Here is a 16,496-nt window from a genome sequence, read left to right as displayed (position 1 = left end):
CCCCCAGCCCCCCCAAAACCCCGACGTTTCACACGGACACATGCTCTTCGCGCAATTCAGGTTTATGATGCCCCACGGCAGAATAATTCCTCACACGGAGTGCGCGATGCAGACCCTCTACCCGCAGATCAAACCCTACGCCCGGCACGATCTGGCCGTGGAAGCACCGCATGTGCTGTATGTCGACGAGAGCGGTTCGCCGGAAGGTCTGCCGGTGGTGTTCATCCACGGCGGCCCGGGCGCTGGCTGCGATGCCCAGAGCCGCTGCTACTTCGACCCCAACCTCTACCGCATCATCACCTTCGACCAGCGCGGTTGTGGCCGCTCCACGCCCCACGCCAGCCTGGAGAACAACACCACCTGGCACCTGGTCGAAGACCTCGAGCGCATCCGCGAGCACCTAGGCATCGACAAATGGGTGCTGTTCGGCGGCTCCTGGGGCTCGACCCTGGCCCTGGCCTACGCCCAGACGCACCCCGAGCGCGTGCACGGCCTGATCCTGCGCGGCATCTTCCTGTGCCGCCCACAGGAAATCAGCTGGTTCTACCAGGAAGGCGCCAGCCGGATGTTCCCCGACTACTGGCAGGACTACATCGCGCCAATCCCGCCTGAAGAGCGCGGCGACCTGGTCAAGGCCTTCCACAAGCGCCTGACCGGCAACGACCAGATCGCCCAGATGCATGCCGCCAAGGCCTGGTCGACCTGGGAAGGCCGTACTGCCACGCTGCGTCCCAACCCGCTGGTGGTCGATCGCTTCTCCGAGCCGCAGCGCGCACTGTCGATCGCCCGCATCGAATGCCACTACTTCATGAACAATGCGTTCCTTGAAGAAAACCAGCTGATCCGTGACCTGCCGAAAATCGCCCACCTGCCGGCGGTGATCGTGCATGGCCGCTATGACGTGATCTGCCCGCTGGACAACGCCTGGGAACTGCACCAGGCCTGGCCGAACAGCGAGCTGAAGGTGATCCGCGATGCCGGCCACGCCGCCTCGGAACCTGGCATCACCGACGCGCTGGTGCGCGCCGCCGACCAGATGGCCCGCCGCCTGCTCGACCTGCCCCTGGAAGAAGCATGAAAGGTTTGATCCAGCGCGTGCGTGGGGCGCGGGTCGAAGTCGCCGGCGAGATCGTCGGCGCCATCGACCAGGGTTTGCTGGCGCTGGTGGCCGTGGAGCCTGAAGATACCCCGGAACATGCCGACAAGCTGTTGCACAAACTGCTCAACTACCGGGTGTTCAGCGACGAGCAAGGCAAGATGAACCGCTCGTTGAAGGATGTCGGCGGTGGCCTGCTGCTGGTATCGCAGTTCACCCTGGCTGCCGACACGCGCAACGGCATGCGCCCGAGCTTCTCGACGGCTGCACCGCCGGCGCTTGGAGCCGAGCTTTTCGACTATCTTTTGCAGCAGGCGCAGCGCCAGCACACGGCAGTGGCCAGTGGCCGTTTTGGTGCAGACATGCAGGTGCATCTAATCAATGATGGCCCGGTAACATTTATGTTACAAATATGAGGTCAAAAAACCCCTTGTTTGTCGAAAAACAAGGGGTTTTGTACGATAAATAGTTGGTCCAGCCTGATGCGTTGTAACGCGACCTGCTGGATAATCGCGCGCTGCATGAACCTGCGTTCGCAGGTTCGTTTCACTTTGACTCGAGCATTGTCTGGATCCGTTTGGGGAATCATTACGCCCTCACGGGGTCCGAACAGTGCTCGCCAACCCGGCATTGGTCGCTGGCCGTTGGTTTCATGATCTGTTTTCGGCGAGGATTGCTCGTGATTGTAAGCCCCTGTATTGCACCTAGAACCCCCGGTATCCGGCTGCGCAAGGCCATGTTGGCCGGCGTGGCGCTGGTCGGCCTGATGAGCGCGGGCCAGCTGTGGGCATTCAATCTGGACGATGTTGCAGCCAAGGCAAAGGATCTGGCCGGTCAGAAGTACGAAGCACCGAAGAGCAACCTGCCGCCGGTGTTCCGCGACATGAAGTACGCCGACTACCAGAAGATCCAATTCCTGCAAGAGAAGGCCGAGTGGGCCAAGGACAAGACGCCGTTCAAGCTCTCGTTCTACCACCAGGGCATGCACTTCGACACGCCGGTGACCATCAACGAGATCACCGCCAACAAAGTCGAAGAAATCAAGTACGACCCAAGCCGCTTTGCGTTCGGCGACGTGCCGCACGACGCCGATGCCACCAAGAACCTCGGCTACGCCGGCTTCCGCGTGCTGTACCCGATCAACAAGGCCGACAAGCAGGACGAGATCATGACCCTGCTTGGCGCCAGCTACTTCCGTGTGGTCGGCAAGGGCCACCGCTACGGCCTGTCGGCCCGTGGCCTGGCCATCGACACCGCGCTGCCGTCGGGTGAAGAGTTCCCGCGCTTCCGCGAGTTCTGGATCGAGAAGCCCAAGCCCAACGACAAGCACCTGGTGATCTACGCGCTGCTTGACTCGCCGCGCTCCACCGGCGCCTACAAGCTCACCCTGCGCCCGGGCGAAGACACCCTGGTCGACGTCAAGTCGCGCGTCTACCTGCGTGACCAGGTCAGCCGCCTGGGCATCGCCCCGCTGACCAGCATGTACCTGTTCGGCCCCAACCAGCCGTCCAAGGTCATGAACTACCGTCCGGCCCTGCACGACTCCGAAGGCCTGGCGATCCACGCCGGCAACGGCGAGTGGCTGTGGCGCCCGCTGAACAACCCGAAACACCTGGCCGTGAGCAACTTCAGCGTCGAGAACCCGCGTGGCTTCGGCCTGCTGCAGCGCCAGCGCGCCTTCAGCGACTACGAAGACCTCGACGACGAGTACGAAAAGCGCCCGAGCGCCTGGATCGAGCCGAAAGGCGACTGGGGCAAGGGTACCGTCGACCTGGTGGAAATCCCCACCGCCGACGAGACCAACGACAACATCGTCGCGTTCTGGAGCCCGGAAAAGCTGCCTGAGCCAGGCAAGCCGTTCGAGTACGACTACCGCCTACGCTGGACCATCAAGGAAGACCAGCTGCACTCGCAAGAGCTGGGCTGGGTCAAGCAGACCCTGCGTTCCACCGGTGACGTCAAGCAGTCCAACCTGATCCGCCAGGCCGATGGCACCGTCGCCTTCCTGGTCGACTTCGTTGGTTCGAACCTGGCTGCCCTGCCGGCTGATACCGCCGTGCGTAGCCAGGTCAGCGTCGGCGACAACGCCGAGCTGGTCGAGAACAACCTGCGCTACAACCCGGAAACCAAAGGCTGGCGCCTGACCCTGCGGCTGAAAGTGCAGGATCCGAAGAAGTCCACCGAAATGCGCGCCGCGCTGCTGCGTGACGTGCCGGTCGAGCAACCCAAGCCGGCCAAGGAAACCAAGCAGGACAAGGCTGCGGCCAAGCATGCCCACGCCAAGGCTGAAAAAGCCAAGGCCGAGCAGGCTGCCGAGCAACCCGCCGCCGACGCGGCATCCACCAACGGGACCCCGGCCACCACCGAGAAAGTGCTGACCGAGACCTGGAGCTATCAGTTGCCTGCCGATGAGTAACTCAAGCGCAAGGCCAGAATCGCTGAGCGAATACCTGGCCCACCTCCCCCTGAGCGATGAGCAGCGCGCCGAACTCGCGCGCTGCACCTCGTTCGGCGAGCTGCACCAACGCCTGGCGGCCAACCCGGCCGCCGGCAACGCCGAGGCCGCCCAGGCCTCGGTGGGCTCCCGCCTCACCGTAGGCAGTGCCGCCGAGCTGGAAGAGGCCGAGATGCTCGGCGTCGATGGCAGCGGCCGCCTGTGCCTGAAGATCGCCCCGCCGATCAAGCGCACCAAGGTTGTGCCCGAACCGTGGCGCACCAACGTACTGATCCGCATGTGGCGGCGCATGACCGGCCGCACCAACGCCCCACAGCCGCCCAAGCGCGAGCTGCCGCCGGCGCGCTGGCGCACGGTCGGTTCGATCCGCCGCTATATCCTGCTGACCCTGATGATCGGCCAGACCATCGTCGCCGGCTGGTACATGAAGGGCATCCTGCCGTACCAGGGCTGGTCGTTCGTCGACCTCGACGAGGTCATCCACCAGCCGCTGTGGGACACCGTGGTGCAGGTGTGGCCGTATGCGCTGCAGACCTCCATCCTGATCCTCTTCGGCATCCTGTTCTGCTGGGTGTCGGCGGGCTTCTGGACCGCATTGATGGGCTTCCTCGAGCTGCTCACTGGGCGTGACAAGTACCGTATCTCCGGCAGCAGTGCCGGCAACGAGCCGATCCCCACCGAAGCGCGCACCGCGCTGGTGATGCCGATCTGCAACGAAGACGTGCCACGGGTGTTCGCCGGCCTGCGCGCCACCTTCGAGTCGGTGGCCGCCAGCGGCAACCTCGACCGTTTCGACTTCTTCGTGCTCAGCGACACCAACGACACCGATATCGCCGTCGCCGAACAGCAGGCGTGGCTGGACGTGTGCCGCGAAGCCAAGGGCTTCGGCCGCATCTTCTACCGCCGCCGCCGCCGCCGCGTTAAGCGCAAGAGCGGCAACCTCGACGACTTCTGCCGTCGCTGGGGTGGCGAGTACAAGTACATGGTCGTGCTCGACGCCGACAGCGTCATGAGCGGCGAATGCCTGAGCAGCCTGGTGCGCCTGATGGAGGCCAACCCGGACGCCGGCATCATCCAGACCGGCCCGAAAGCCTCGGGCATGGACACCCTGTACGCGCGCATGCAGCAGTTCGCCACCCGCGTGTACGGCCCGCTGTTCACCGCCGGCCTGCACTTCTGGCAGCTGGGCGAGTCGCACTACTGGGGCCACAACGCGATCATCCGCATGAAACCCTTCATCGAGCACTGCGCCCTGGCGCCGTTGCCGGGCAAGGGCGCGTTCGCCGGGGCCATCCTGTCCCACGACTTCGTCGAAGCCGCGCTGATGCGCCGTGCCGGCTGGGGTGTGTGGATCGCCTACGACCTGCCGGGCAGTTACGAAGAGCTGCCACCCAACCTGCTCGACGAGCTCAAGCGTGACCGTCGCTGGTGCCACGGCAACCTGATGAACTTCCGCCTGTTCCTGGTCAAGGGCATGCACCCGGTGCACCGCGCGGTGTTCCTCACCGGGGTGATGTCTTACCTGTCGGCGCCGCTGTGGTTCCTGTTCCTGGTACTGTCCACCGCGCTGCTGGCGACCAACACGCTGATGGAGCCGCAGTACTTCATCGAGCCGTTCCAGCTCTATCCGCTGTGGCCGCAGTGGCACCCGGAGAAAGCCATCGCGCTGTTCTCCACCACCATCGTGCTGCTGTTCCTGCCCAAGCTGCTCAGCGTCATCCTGATCTGGGCCAAGGGCGCCACCGAGTTTGGCGGGCGGATCAAGGTCACCCTGTCGATGCTGATGGAGATGCTGTTCTCCATGCTGCTGGCGCCGGTGCGGATGATCTTCCACACCCGCTTCGTGCTGGCCGCGTTCCTCGGCTGGGCCGCGACCTGGAACTCGCCGCAGCGTGACGACGACTCCACCCCCTGGAGCGAAGCGGTGCGTCGCCATGGCCCGCAGACCCTGCTGGGCTTTGCCTGGGCCGCTTTGGTGGCGTGGTTGAACCCGAGCTTCCTGTGGTGGCTGGCGCCTATCGTCGGCTCGCTGCTGCTGTCGATCCCGGTGTCGGTGATCTCCAGCCGCACGCGCCTGGGCCTGGCGGCCAAGGACGAGAAGCTGTTCCTCATCCCCGAGGAGTACGCCACGCCGCAGGAGCTGCTGGCCACCGACCAGTACACCCACGAAAACCGCTGGCACGCGCTGCACGACGGCTTCGTCCGCGCCGTGGTCGACCCGCGCCAGAACGCCCTGGCCTGTGCCATGGCCACCGCGCGCCACGGGCAGTCCAAGGCGATCGAAAGCCTGCGTGACGAGCGCGTGGCCAAGGCGCTGGAAGTGGGCCCCAAAGGCCTGGACGGCAATACCCGCCTGGCCCTGCTGAGTGACCCGGTGGCGCTGTCGCGCCTGCACGAGCGGGTCTGGGCCGAGCACAACGCGGCGTGGATCGATGTGTGGCGTGCGTCGATCGACAACGACCCGCACTCGCCGCTGCTGCCGTTGCATCCGGAGAACCAGGCGCAGCCGGTTCTGGCTTGATTCGCTGTAGCACCATCGCGGGGCAAGCCCGCTCCCACACTTACCCTGTGGGAGCGGGCTTGCCCCGCGATGCTTTTAGGCCGATTTTGGCCAACAAAGTCCCCCCCGGCTCTAGGTCCCAGCCCCCCGCATGCGTTAGCATCCCACCCGACATTACGCATCGGTCTGTCAGGCCGTGCCTACAAAAAAAATTTGCGTACTTCTTGCTAGGGGACTTGGTGATGATGAAGAAATACCTGTCGCGGCTGCTGGTCGGTGCCACCGCCCTCATCGCGGTAACCGCCGCCCAGGCCGGCGCCATCGACGACGCGGTCAAGCGCGGCACCTTGCGGGTGGGCATGGACCCGACCTACATGCCGTTCGAGATGACCAACAAGCGCGGCGAGATCATCGGCTTCGAAGTCGACATCCTCAAGGCCATGGCCAAGTCCATGGGCGTCAAGCTGGAGACTGTCTCCACCGCCTATGACGGCATCATCCCGGCCCTGCTCACCGACAAGTTCGACTTCATCGGCAGCGGCATGACCCTCACCCAGGAACGCAACCTGCGCCTGAACTTCAGCGAACCCTTCATCGTGGTTGGCCAGACCCTGCTGATCCGCAAGGAGCTGGCGGGCGAGATCAAGTCGTACAAAGACCTGAACAACGAGAAGTACCGCATCACCTCCAAGCTCGGCACCACCGGCGAGATGGTCTCCAAGAAGCTGATCGCCAAGGCCAAGTACCACGGCTACGACAACGAGCAGGAAGCGGTGATGGACGTGGTCAACGGCAAGGCCGACGCCTTCGTCTACGACGCCCCCTACAACGTGGTGGCGGTGGAGAAGGCCGGCGCTGGCAAGCTGGTTTTCCTGGAAGAGCCCTTCACCTACGAGCCGCTGGCCTTCGGCCTGAAGAAAGGCGACTACGACAGCATCAACTTCATCAACAACTTCCTGCACCAGATCAAGCATGACGGCACCTACGATCGAATCCACGACAAGTGGTTCAAGAGCAAGGACTGGCTGAAGGAAATGGAATAAGGCCCAGGCCACAAGCCCAGGCTTTGACCCCGACGCGCAGGTGGCGCTGAGGGTGGTTGGTCGAGTTGCTCGCTGTCCCGGCCGGCCCTATCGCTGGCAAGCCAGCTCCCACAGACTTCGCAGTACCTGTGGGAGCTGGCTTGCCAGCGATAGGGCCGGACCAGGCGCAGAGGATCTGGCCGGCTACCACGAAGCTCCACCCTGCGCGTTTCGCATTTACGGAAGTACCCCACGTGATCAAACACAAGAAAGCCCAGTGGCCCTGGCATGGGCTGACCGCGCTGGTCCTGGTGGGCCTGGCGTTCAGCCTGTACATGGCCACCTCGATGATTTCCTATGAGTGGCGCTGGAACCGCGTTCCGCAATACTTCGCCTACAAGGCCGAGGAAACCCAGCGTGCCGCCAACCCAGGCACGGTCGAGGAAATCGTGGTGTCCGGCGACAACGCCCGGGTCACCCTCAAAGACGAAAGCGGCGACACCCAGGTCGTCGAAGTGGCCAAGGACAGCATGCTGCTGGCCCGTGGTGACGACGTCGCCGAAGGCGATGCCATCGGCGTGACCCGCCACTGGGCTGCCGGCCCCCTGGCCTGGGGGTTGTGGACCACGTTGTGGCTGTCGGTGGTCTCCGGTGCCCTGGGCCTGGTGATCGGCTTGTTTGCCGGCCTGTGCCGGCTGTCCAGCAACCCCACGCTGCGCGACCTGTCCACCGTCTACGTCGAACTGGTGCGCGGCACGCCGCTGCTGGTGCAGATCTTCATCTTCTACTTCTTCATCGGCACCGTGCTCAACCTGAGCCGCGAGTTTGCCGGCGTCGCAGCGCTGGCGCTGTTCACCGGCGCCTACGTGGCCGAGATCGTCCGCGCCGGCGTGCAGTCGATCGCCAAGGGGCAGAACGAGGCGGCGCGCTCGCTGGGCTTGAACGGCGCCCAGTCGATGCGCCACGTGATCCTGCCACAGGCGTTCAAGCGCGTGCTGCCGCCCTTGGCCGGGCAGTTCATCAGCCTGGTCAAGGACACCTCGCTGGTGTCGGTGATCGCCATCACCGAGCTGACCAAGAGCGGCCGCGAAGCCATCACCACCTCGTTCTCGACCTTCGAGATCTGGTTCTGCGTGGCAGGCCTGTACCTGCTGATCAACCTGCCGCTGTCGCATATCGCCAGCCGGCTCGAGCGGAGGCTTGCGCAAAGTGATTGAAGTCCGTGATCTTTTGAAAGTCTTCGACACCCGCGGCATGGTGGTGCGAGCGGTGGACAACGTCACCACCCAGGTCGCCAAGGGCGAAGTGGTGGTGGTGCTGGGCCCCTCGGGTTCGGGCAAGTCGACCTTCCTGCGTTGCCTCAACGGCCTGGAGCATTTTGACCAGGGCCATGTGGCCATCGACGGGCTGCAACTGGCCGACCCCAAGACCGACATCAACGCCTACCGCCGCGAAGTCGGCATGGTGTTCCAGCACTTCAACCTGTTCCCGCACATGACCGTGCTGGAAAACCTGTGCCTGGCGCAGAAGGTGGTGCGCAAGCGCGGCAAGGCCGAGCGTGAGGCCAAGGCGCGGGCGTTGCTGGAGAAGGTCGGGATCGCGCAGAAGGCCAACGAGTACCCTTCGCGCCTGTCCGGCGGTCAGCAGCAGCGGGTGGCGATTGCCCGGGCACTGGCGATGGAGCCCAAGGTGATGCTGTTCGACGAGCCCACCTCGGCGCTCGACCCGGAAATGGTCGGCGAGGTGCTGGACGTGATGAAGACCCTCGCGCAAGAGGGCATGACCATGGTCTGCGTGACCCACGAGATGGGCTTTGCCCGGGAAGTGGCGGACCGGGTGCTGTTCTTCGACCACGGCAAGCTGCTGGAAGATTCGCCGCCCGGGCAGTTCTTCGACGCGCCGAAGGATCCGCGGGCCCAGGCGTTCCTGCGCCAGGTGTTGTAGCCGCAGCCTGAAGGCTTACGCGAAACCTGTAGGAGCGGCCTTGTGTCGCGAAAGGGCTGCGAAGCAGCCCCAGCCTTTTAAGTAGCAATATCGATCGCCGGGGCCGCTTTGCGGCCCTTTCGCGACACAAGGCCGCTCCTACAGATGGCGGTGCAAGCTGCGACAGGCCACAAGGCTAAAGGCTGAACCGCCCCACCATCCCGCGCAACTCCCGCCCCAGCTTGCCCAGCTCGTTGCTGGATGCCGCTGTCTGTTCACTGGCCGCACTGGTCTGGTCCGACACATCACGCACATTCATCACGCTACGGTTGATCTGCTCGGCGACCACGCTCTGCTGCTCGCTGGCCGTGGCGATCTGCTGGTTCATGCCCTGGATGGTCGACACCGTCGCGGTGATCTGCCCCAGTGCCTCGCCGGCCTTGCGGCTGAGCTCGACGCTCTGGCCGGTGAGGCGCTTGCTGTCGTCGAGCAGGGCGATGACCTGGTCGGTGCCGCTGTGCAGGTTGCCAATCAGCTGCTCGATCTCCTCGGTCGACTGTTGGGTGCGCTGGGCCAGGCCGCGCACTTCGTCGGCCACCACCGCGAAGCCACGCCCGGCTTCACCGGCACGGGCCGCCTCGATGGCGGCGTTGAGCGCCAGCAGGTTGGTCTGTTCGGACACCGACTTGATCACGTCGAGGATCGAACCGATGCGCTGGCTTTCACTGGCCAGGTGACCCATGGCCGCCTGGCAATGCTCCATCTGCCCGGCCAGCTGCTCGATACGGCCGATGGCCTCGGCCACCACCTGGTCGCCCAATTGCGCTTGATGGTCAGCGGTGGTCGCGGCCTGGGAGGCCTGTTCGGCGTTCTGCGCCACCTCCTGCACCGTCGCGCTCATCTGGTTCATGGCCGTGGCCACCTGATCGGTCTCTTCCTTTTGCTGGCCAACCCGCTGTTGCGTCTGCTCGCTGACCGTCGCCAGTTCGTCGACGGCCTGTGACAGCTGGCCGACGCCACGATCGATACCGCCTAGCAGCTCACGCAGGCTCAAGGCCATGGCGCGCATGCTGCCTTGCAGCTGCCCCAGCTCGTCGCGACGATCCACGGCGTCAATCTGGCTCAGGTCGCCGCTGGCGATGCGTTCGGCCTGTTCCAGGGTTTGTCTCAGTGGCGCGGTGATCTGCTGGCTGATCAACCAGGCGGCCAGGCCGCCGATCAACAGCGCGAGCAGCGCGACACTGGTCATCAGGCTGCGGGCGGCCAGCGCCTGCTCGTCACGCTGGGCCACCTGGTTATCGCTGAGTTCACGGCTGCTGACGGTGACCTGGTTGCCCAGTTGTTCCATGTCGTTCTGCAGCAACTCCACGGCAATCGACGCCTGGGCATACTGGCGCAGCAGCTGGCGGTAGCGGTCCATGCCCGCGGCGACCGGGGCCAGCAGGGTGTCATCCTGGCCCAGGCGCTGGAGCACCTCACGCAGTTGCCCGAGTGTGGCCTCGGCCGCGTCCATGGGCGTTTGCCCGACGCTTTCGAAGGCTTGCAGCGGGTCGCTGAAATAAGCGGGGATGCTGGCGCGCTGATGGGCGACCTCGACATGCCGGCCGAGCGTGTCGACGAGGTTCAGGGCCTGGCCCTGGACCGCTGGCTGGCCGAGTTGGCTCAGGCGCGTGACCAGCTGCCCTTGCAGGGCATCGATGCGGGTATCCAGTTCGCTCTCCTGCGCTTGCAGGGCTTGGCGCTGCTGGCGACGGCTGACGACACTGTGCTGCAGCTTTTCGAAGTCGGCCCGGTAGCGGCCGACGATATCGCGCTTCTCACTGATCAGGCGCACGTTTTCCGGCGACAGGTAGCGCGGGCGCATGCTGTCGACCAGCCCTTCGAGTTGCTTGAGGGTGTCGGCCAGCTGGGCGCGGCTCTGGTCGTCGTCCAGCACGCGGAAGGTGATGCGCTCGGCGCGCAGGTCCTTGCTGTAGTCGTTGAGCTGGGCGATCTGGGTGAGCTTTTGCGAACGCTCGATGGCATCGCCCAGGGCGAGCCAGCCGGTCAGGGTGGTGAGCAGGGTGAGCAGCAGGACCACGGCGAAGCCGATGGCCAGCTTGAGGCGCACGCTGAGGTGGCCGAGCATGCGGTTGAAAGGTCCGAGCATGATGAGTCTCCGGTCGTTGAGACACCTGGCGGTAAGCGAGGCGTGAACACCCTGCTCATCGGCCGGAGGGGGGTAAGACTGGACCTGTGAATGCGGTAGGAAATTTCCGGCGGAAGGCTAAGAAGATTCCCGGCCCGCAGGCAGGGGCCGGGTTGATACCTCTCAGGGGGCTGCTACGCAGCCCTATCGCTGGCAAGCCAGCTCCCACAGGGATCGCGCGAAGCGGGTGATATGCGCGGGTCCTGTGGGAGCCGGCTTGCCGGCGAAAGGGCCGCAAAGCGGCCCAAATCGCTTAACTGGCAAGTTACAGCCTGAACTTGCCCACCAACCCTTGCAGGTGGGTGCCCAGGCGCGCCAGTTCGACGCTGGAGCTGGCCGTTTCTTCGCTGGCGGCGGAGGTCTGGTCGGAGATGTCGCGCACGTTCATGACGCTGCGGTTGATCTCCTCGGCCACCGCGCTCTGTTGCTCGGCGGCGGTGGCGATCTGCTGGTTCATCGCCTGGATCGACGACACGGTACGGGTGATGGTTTCCAGCGAGCCACCGGCACGGCGGGTCAGCTCGACGCTGCTGTCGGTGAGGCCGCGGCTGCTATCCATCACGCTGGCCACGCGCTGGGTGCCGCTCTGCAGGCCGGCGATCAGCTCTTCGATCTCTTCGGTCGATTGCTGGGTGCGCTGGGCCAGGCTGCGCACCTCGTCGGCGACCACGGCGAAACCACGCCCGGCCTCGCCGGCGCGGGCAGCCTCGATGGCGGCGTTGAGGGCCAGCAGGTTGGTCTGTTGCGCCACCGACTTGATCACGTCGAGCACGCTGCCGATCTTGTCGCTCTCGGCCTTGAGCTGGTTCATCGCTTCGCTGGAGTTCACCACCTCGCGGGCCAGGCGTTCGATCTGGGTGATCGCCTCGCCGACCACCTTGTCGCCTTCGCGGGCCTGCTGGTCGGCCACCAGGGCCGCTTCGGAAGCCTGCTCGGCGTTGCGCGCCACTTCCTGCACGGTGGCGGCCATTTCGTTCATGGCGGTGGCCACCTGGTCGGTCTCGACCTTCTGGTTGTTCACCCCGGCGCTGGTCTGTTCGGTCACCGCCGAGAGCTCCTCGGCGGCGCTGGCAATCTGCGTGACACCGTCGCCGATGCCGCTGATCAGCTGGCGCAGGCTCAGGGTCATGCGCTGCATGCTGGCCTGCAACTGGCCCAGTTCGTCGCGCCGCTCGACCTGCAGGTCCTGGCTCAGGTCGCCACTGGCCACGCGCTCGGCGGCGTTCAGGGTCTGGCGCAGGGGCACGATGATCTGCCGGGTGATGGCGAAGGCGGCGAGCACGCCCAGTACGAGGGCCAGGGCGGTAGCGCCCCCGAGCAGGGTCTTGGCCTGCTGGGTGCCCTGGTCACGGACCGCGGTTTGCGACACGCTCATCGCCTGGCTGGCGTCGAGCAGGACCTGGCCTTGGGCGGCCATGCGCTGCAAGGCTTGCTCGCTGGCCGCCTGGGCAGTGCCAAACTGGTTCACCGCGTCGCGGTAGCCGGCCAGGGCGGTGGCGGCGTCGTCCAGGCTGGCGGCGAATTCAGCCGGCAACTTGGCAGGCAGCGCCTTGATCACGGCCAGCGACTGGTCGATGGCGTTGAGTGCGGTCTGCTGGAACTCGGCCTTGCCGCTGTAGGTGTAGCCGCGCACCTGGAAGCGTGCCTGTTGCAACAGGGCGCTGGCCTCCACGGCTTGCTGGTACTGGTTGATGTCGCCCGCCTGCAACAGGCGTTGCTGAACCTTGTCGACCAGCGCGGCGGCCTTGTCGGCGCTGTCACCCAGCATGCCGCGGCTGGCTTCGCGACGCTGGCCGGCCTGCTTGAGTTCGTTGAAGGCTTGCTGGTATTGGCGCACGGCCTCCAGTTGCTGGTTCAGGCGCTGACGATCGGCGGCCTGCTCGATCTGGCCCAGCATCAGCTGGACCTGGCGCTCCAGCGTGGCCAGGGCCTTCTCCAGGCCGGCCACCGCCGCGTCGTCGCGGTTGCGTTCGTATTGCTGGCGGGCCAGGCGCAGGTCCTGGGTGTACTGGAAGATCACCGAGATATTGCCCAGCTTGTCACCGCGCGCGGTGACGTTGCTGATCCCGGACCAGCCGGTGAAGGTGATGCCCAGGGTGAGCAGCAGCACGAGGCCGAAGCCGATCCCCAGCTTGCGATTGACGCTTACATTTCCCAGTGACTGGGCAAACCAACGGTACATGGACGACTCCCCGGCGCGTGGCAGTGCGGATTATTGTTCTGTTGCACAGGCCATCGGCGCGGGGTGGGGAAACTTGATGGTAAAAACTTGACCAGCTTGTCAGAAAATTCGCGAAAGCAGGGCGGTGACAGCTGTTTCGACCCGCAAGATGCGATCACCCAGCTGCACGGGAGCCAAGCCAGCCTTGGCCAACAGGTCGACTTCGTACGGGATCCAGCCGCCTTCGGGGCCGATCGCCAGGGTAACCGCGCCTACCACCGCGCGGGGGCAGGCCGGGTAGGGGCCGGGGTGGCCGACCAGGCCGAGGGTGCCGGCGGTGATCGCGGGCAGGCGGTCTTCGACGAACGGTTTGAAGCGTTTCTCGATGATGATTTCCGGCAGCACCGTGTCGCGGGCCTGCTCAAGGCCCAGGATCAGGTTCTCGCGGATCGTTTCGGGGTTGAGGAACGGTGTTTGCCAGAAGCTCTTCTCGACCTTGTAGCTGTTGACCAGGATCAGCCGTGGCACGCCCATCGTGGCGATGGTCTGGAACAGCCGGCGGAGCATTTTCGGCCGGGGTACGGCCAGCACCAGGGTGAGTGGCAGCTTGGCCGGGGGCTGATGGTCGAAGGCGACGCGCAATTCGGCCTCATGGCCTTCGAGGCGAATGACTTCGGCCTTGCCCATCAAGCCGTTGATACGCCCGACGCGCAGGCTGTCGCCCACCGCCACGCCGTGGATCTCCTGCATGTGGGTGAAACGGCGGTCGGCGAGGATGACGCGGTCGGCCGACACGAAGTCGGCCTCTTCGAGGAGCAACAGGTTCACGGTTGGGTCGCAGGCGGCTGGTCGTTGTGGTCTTTGCTGGCTTCGTCGGGCTCATGGCTGCGCTTGCGGATCAGGCTGCCGCACAGCACCCCGACCTCGAACAGCATCCACATGGGTACGGCCAGCAAGGTCTGGGAGAAGATGTCCGGTGGCGTCAGCACCATGCCGACCACGAAGCAGCCGATGATCACGTACGGGCGGATCTTCTTCAGGTACTGCACGTCGACCACGCCGATCCACACCAGCAGCACCACGGCCACTGGGATTTCGAACGCCACGCCGAAGGCGAAGAACAGGGTCATGACGAAATCGAGGTAGCTGGCGATGTCGGTCATCATCGACACGCCCTCGGGGGTGGCGCTGGCGAAGAAACCGAAGATCAGCGGGAATACCAGGAAGTAGGCGAAGGCCATGCCGGCGTAGAACAGGAAGATGCTCGACACCAGCAATGGGATGGCAATGCGCTTTTCGTGGCGGTACAGCCCCGGCGCGATGAAACCCCAGATCTGCTGGAGGATGAACGGGATCGCCAGGAACAGCGAAACGATCATGGTCAGCTTGAACGGCGTGAGGAACGGCGAGGCCACGTCGGTGGCGATCATCGTCGCATTGGCCGGCAAGTGCGCGCGCAAGGGCGCCGACACCAGGGTGTAGATCTGCTGGGCGAAGGAGAACAGCCCGGCGAAGATCAGGAAGATGGCGGCGACGCAGCGCAGCAGGCGCGTGCGCAGTTCGGTCAGGTGTGAAACCAGCGGCATTGGCTGGTCGGTTTCCGGATTCTCGCTCATGGGGCTCGCGGCGGTTGTGGCGGCTCGGTAGGGCTCGCTGCGCCAGGCTGTTCGGGCGCTGCGGCGACAGGTGCGGCGGGCGTTTCAGTGCCAGGCGCAGGGGCCGGCGGCTGCGCGGGCGGTGTCAGCGGATTGAGGATGCGCTTGGCTTCCTGTTCCATCTGCAGGATGTGCTCGTTGTGCAGCTGGCGGCGGATGTCGTCGGCGCCGATCTCGCGCTCGACCTCCATCTTGATCGCATTGAAGCTGCGCTTGAGCCGGCCGATCCACAGGCCTGCGGTGCGCGCGGCACCCGGCAGGCGCTCGGGGCCGAGCACCAGCAGGGCGACCAGGCCGACGAGCAGCAGCTCGCTGAAACTGATGCCGAACATGGGTCAGTCTTTCCGCTGCGGCTCTTGGACCGGCTGCGCCTGGCCCTCGATGGTGTGGCCCTGGGCCTGCTGCGCGGTGTTCTGTACCGGTGGCACGGGCTGGGCGGGCGGCGGGGTCTGGTCGGTTGGTTTGTTCTCTTCTTCGTTCATGGCCTTGCGAAAGCCCTTGATCGACTCGCCCAGGTCGCTGCCGAGGTTCTTCAGCTTCTTGGTGCCGAACACCAGTACCACGACGACCAGCAGGACGATCCAGTGTTTCCAGTCAAAAATGCCCATTTTGTACTCCTGAAAAATATCGGTCGGCTTTCTGGGGCTGCTTTGCAGCCCTTTCGCGACACAAGGCCGCTCCTACAAAGCTTGCGACGAGGCCGCTGTAGGAGCGGCCTTGCGTCGCGAAAGGGGCGCACAGCGCCCCCGGCAATCCATCAGGCAGACGGCTGACGCGCCGCCTTCTCATCATGCCCGGACAGCCCGAACCGGCGCTCCAGCTCATCGAGCACCGCCTGCGGGTGCTGGCCCAGCGCGCTGAGCATCACCAGGCTATGGAACCACAGGTCGGCGGTTTCATAGATGACATCGCTGTAATCCTTGCTGCTGGCGGCATCCTTGGCGGCGATGATGGTCTCGATCGACTCTTCGCCGAGCTTTTCGAGGATCTTGTTCAGGCCCTTGTGATACAGGCTGGCCACATAGCTGCTGTCGGGGGCGGCCTGCTTGCGTTCTTCCAGCACCTCGGCGAGGCGGTTCAGCGTATCGCTCATGTTCAGTGTCCTGCGCTGTAGATGGCGTCCGGGTCCTTCAGGACCGGATCGACGATGTTCCACTGGCCGTTTTCATAGACGCGGTAGAAGCAGCTTTCACGGCCGGTATGACAGGCGATATGGCCCAGTTGCTCGACCATCAGGATGATCACGTCGGCGTCGCAGTCCAGGCGCATTTCATGCAGCTTCTGCACATGGCCCGACTCTTCGCCCTTGCGCCACAGCTTGCCGCGCGAGCGCGACCAGTAGATGGCGCGCTGCTCGGTGGCGGTGAGCAGCAGGGATTCACGGTTCATCCAGGCCATCATCAGCACGCGCCCGGTCTTGTGGTCCTGGGCGATCGCCGGTACCAGGCCATCGCTGTTCCACTTGATCTCGTCCAGCCAGTCTTTCATCGTCGACT

15 protein-coding genes and 1 pseudogene are annotated in these 16,496 nt (G+C 64.9%); 7 read left to right on the top strand and 9 right to left on the bottom strand.

Annotated elements, in window-relative coordinates; genetic code table 11:
- The first annotated feature begins 106 nt into the window (after positions 1 to 106).
- The 7 genes from pip to IX761_RS12205 all read left to right on the top strand — a co-directional run bounded on the left by pip (position 107) and on the right by IX761_RS12205 (position 9,017).
- Positions 107 to 1,078, top strand: a complete 972-nt coding sequence (pip, locus tag IX761_RS12235; protein WP_194789844.1) for a prolyl aminopeptidase — start codon at positions 107 to 109, stop codon at positions 1,076 to 1,078.
- Positions 1,075 to 1,512 (top strand): D-aminoacyl-tRNA deacylase, encoded by a 438-nt coding sequence (gene dtd / locus IX761_RS12230; RefSeq protein ID WP_194789843.1) that lies wholly within the window; start codon positions 1,075 to 1,077, stop codon positions 1,510 to 1,512. The genes pip and dtd overlap by 4 nt, the downstream gene beginning before the upstream one ends.
- A 320-nt stretch (positions 1,513 to 1,832) precedes the next feature.
- On the top strand, positions 1,833 to 3,512 hold the full coding sequence (locus IX761_RS12225; RefSeq protein WP_194789850.1) for a glucan biosynthesis protein G: 1,680 nt from the start codon (positions 1,833 to 1,835) through the stop codon (positions 3,510 to 3,512).
- The gene (mdoH, locus tag IX761_RS12220; RefSeq protein WP_194789842.1) at positions 3,505 to 6,072 is read left to right on the top strand and encodes a glucans biosynthesis glucosyltransferase MdoH; all 2,568 of its coding nucleotides are present in this window, start codon (positions 3,505 to 3,507) and stop codon (positions 6,070 to 6,072) included. The genes IX761_RS12225 and mdoH overlap by 8 nt, the downstream gene beginning before the upstream one ends.
- A gap of 224 nt (positions 6,073 to 6,296) precedes the next feature.
- Complete coding sequence (locus IX761_RS12215) at positions 6,297 to 7,094, top strand: transporter substrate-binding domain-containing protein (protein ID WP_194789849.1); 798 nt, start codon at positions 6,297 to 6,299, stop codon at positions 7,092 to 7,094.
- Between the two features lie 233 nt (positions 7,095 to 7,327).
- On the top strand, positions 7,328 to 8,290 hold the full coding sequence (locus tag IX761_RS12210; RefSeq protein ID WP_194789841.1) for an amino acid ABC transporter permease: 963 nt from the start codon (positions 7,328 to 7,330) through the stop codon (positions 8,288 to 8,290).
- Positions 8,283 to 9,017: an amino acid ABC transporter ATP-binding protein gene (locus tag IX761_RS12205; protein WP_194789848.1), complete on the top strand. Its 735-nt coding sequence runs from the start codon at positions 8,283 to 8,285 to the stop codon at positions 9,015 to 9,017. Before IX761_RS12210 ends, IX761_RS12205 begins: the two co-directional genes overlap by 8 nt.
- A 175-nt stretch (positions 9,018 to 9,192) precedes the next feature.
- On the opposite strand, the gene IX761_RS12200 is transcribed toward IX761_RS12205, so the two are convergent.
- The 9 genes and pseudogenes from IX761_RS12200 to hisI form a co-directional block, all read right to left on the bottom strand.
- Complete coding sequence (locus IX761_RS12200; protein ID WP_194789840.1) at positions 9,193 to 11,145, bottom strand: methyl-accepting chemotaxis protein; 1,953 nt, start codon at positions 11,143 to 11,145, stop codon at positions 9,193 to 9,195.
- 304 nt (positions 11,146 to 11,449) lie between these two features.
- Positions 11,450 to 12,163, bottom strand: a complete 714-nt coding sequence (locus tag IX761_RS27585; protein ID WP_416366776.1) for a methyl-accepting chemotaxis protein — start codon at positions 12,161 to 12,163, stop codon at positions 11,450 to 11,452.
- A gap of 141 nt (positions 12,164 to 12,304) precedes the next feature.
- A pseudogene (locus IX761_RS27580) lies at positions 12,305 to 13,366 on the bottom strand (methyl-accepting chemotaxis protein); the annotation flags it as partial.
- Between the two features lie 99 nt (positions 13,367 to 13,465).
- Positions 13,466 to 14,173 (bottom strand): 16S rRNA (uracil(1498)-N(3))-methyltransferase, encoded by a 708-nt coding sequence (locus IX761_RS12190; RefSeq protein WP_194789838.1) that lies wholly within the window; start codon positions 14,171 to 14,173, stop codon positions 13,466 to 13,468.
- Positions 14,170 to 14,961, bottom strand: a complete 792-nt coding sequence (gene tatC / locus IX761_RS12185) for a twin-arginine translocase subunit TatC (protein WP_194789837.1) — start codon at positions 14,959 to 14,961, stop codon at positions 14,170 to 14,172. The genes IX761_RS12190 and tatC overlap by 4 nt, the downstream gene beginning before the upstream one ends.
- Positions 14,958 to 15,332 carry a Sec-independent protein translocase protein TatB gene (gene tatB, locus IX761_RS12180; RefSeq protein WP_194789836.1) on the bottom strand — a complete coding sequence of 125 codons (375 nt, stop codon included), beginning with the start codon at positions 15,330 to 15,332 and terminating at the stop codon, positions 14,958 to 14,960. The genes tatC and tatB overlap by 4 nt, the downstream gene beginning before the upstream one ends.
- 3 nt (positions 15,333 to 15,335) lie before the next feature.
- Positions 15,336 to 15,608, bottom strand: coding sequence for a twin-arginine translocase TatA/TatE family subunit (locus IX761_RS12175; protein WP_194789835.1), 273 nt, complete (start codon positions 15,606 to 15,608; stop codon positions 15,336 to 15,338).
- Between the two features lie 149 nt (positions 15,609 to 15,757).
- The gene (locus IX761_RS12170; RefSeq protein WP_194789834.1) at positions 15,758 to 16,093 is read right to left on the bottom strand and encodes a phosphoribosyl-ATP diphosphatase; all 336 of its coding nucleotides are present in this window, start codon (positions 16,091 to 16,093) and stop codon (positions 15,758 to 15,760) included.
- Positions 16,094 to 16,095: 2 nt separating this feature from the next.
- Complete coding sequence (hisI, locus tag IX761_RS12165; protein WP_194789833.1) at positions 16,096 to 16,488, bottom strand: phosphoribosyl-AMP cyclohydrolase; 393 nt, start codon at positions 16,486 to 16,488, stop codon at positions 16,096 to 16,098.
- Between the last annotated feature and the right edge of the window lie 8 nt (positions 16,489 to 16,496).

Origin of the sequence: Pseudomonas sp. UFMG81, assembly GCF_015354575.1 — a bacterium.
GTDB lineage: Bacteria > Pseudomonadota > Gammaproteobacteria > Pseudomonadales > Pseudomonadaceae > Aquipseudomonas.
This window is presented reverse-complemented; position numbering and strand designations above follow the sequence as displayed.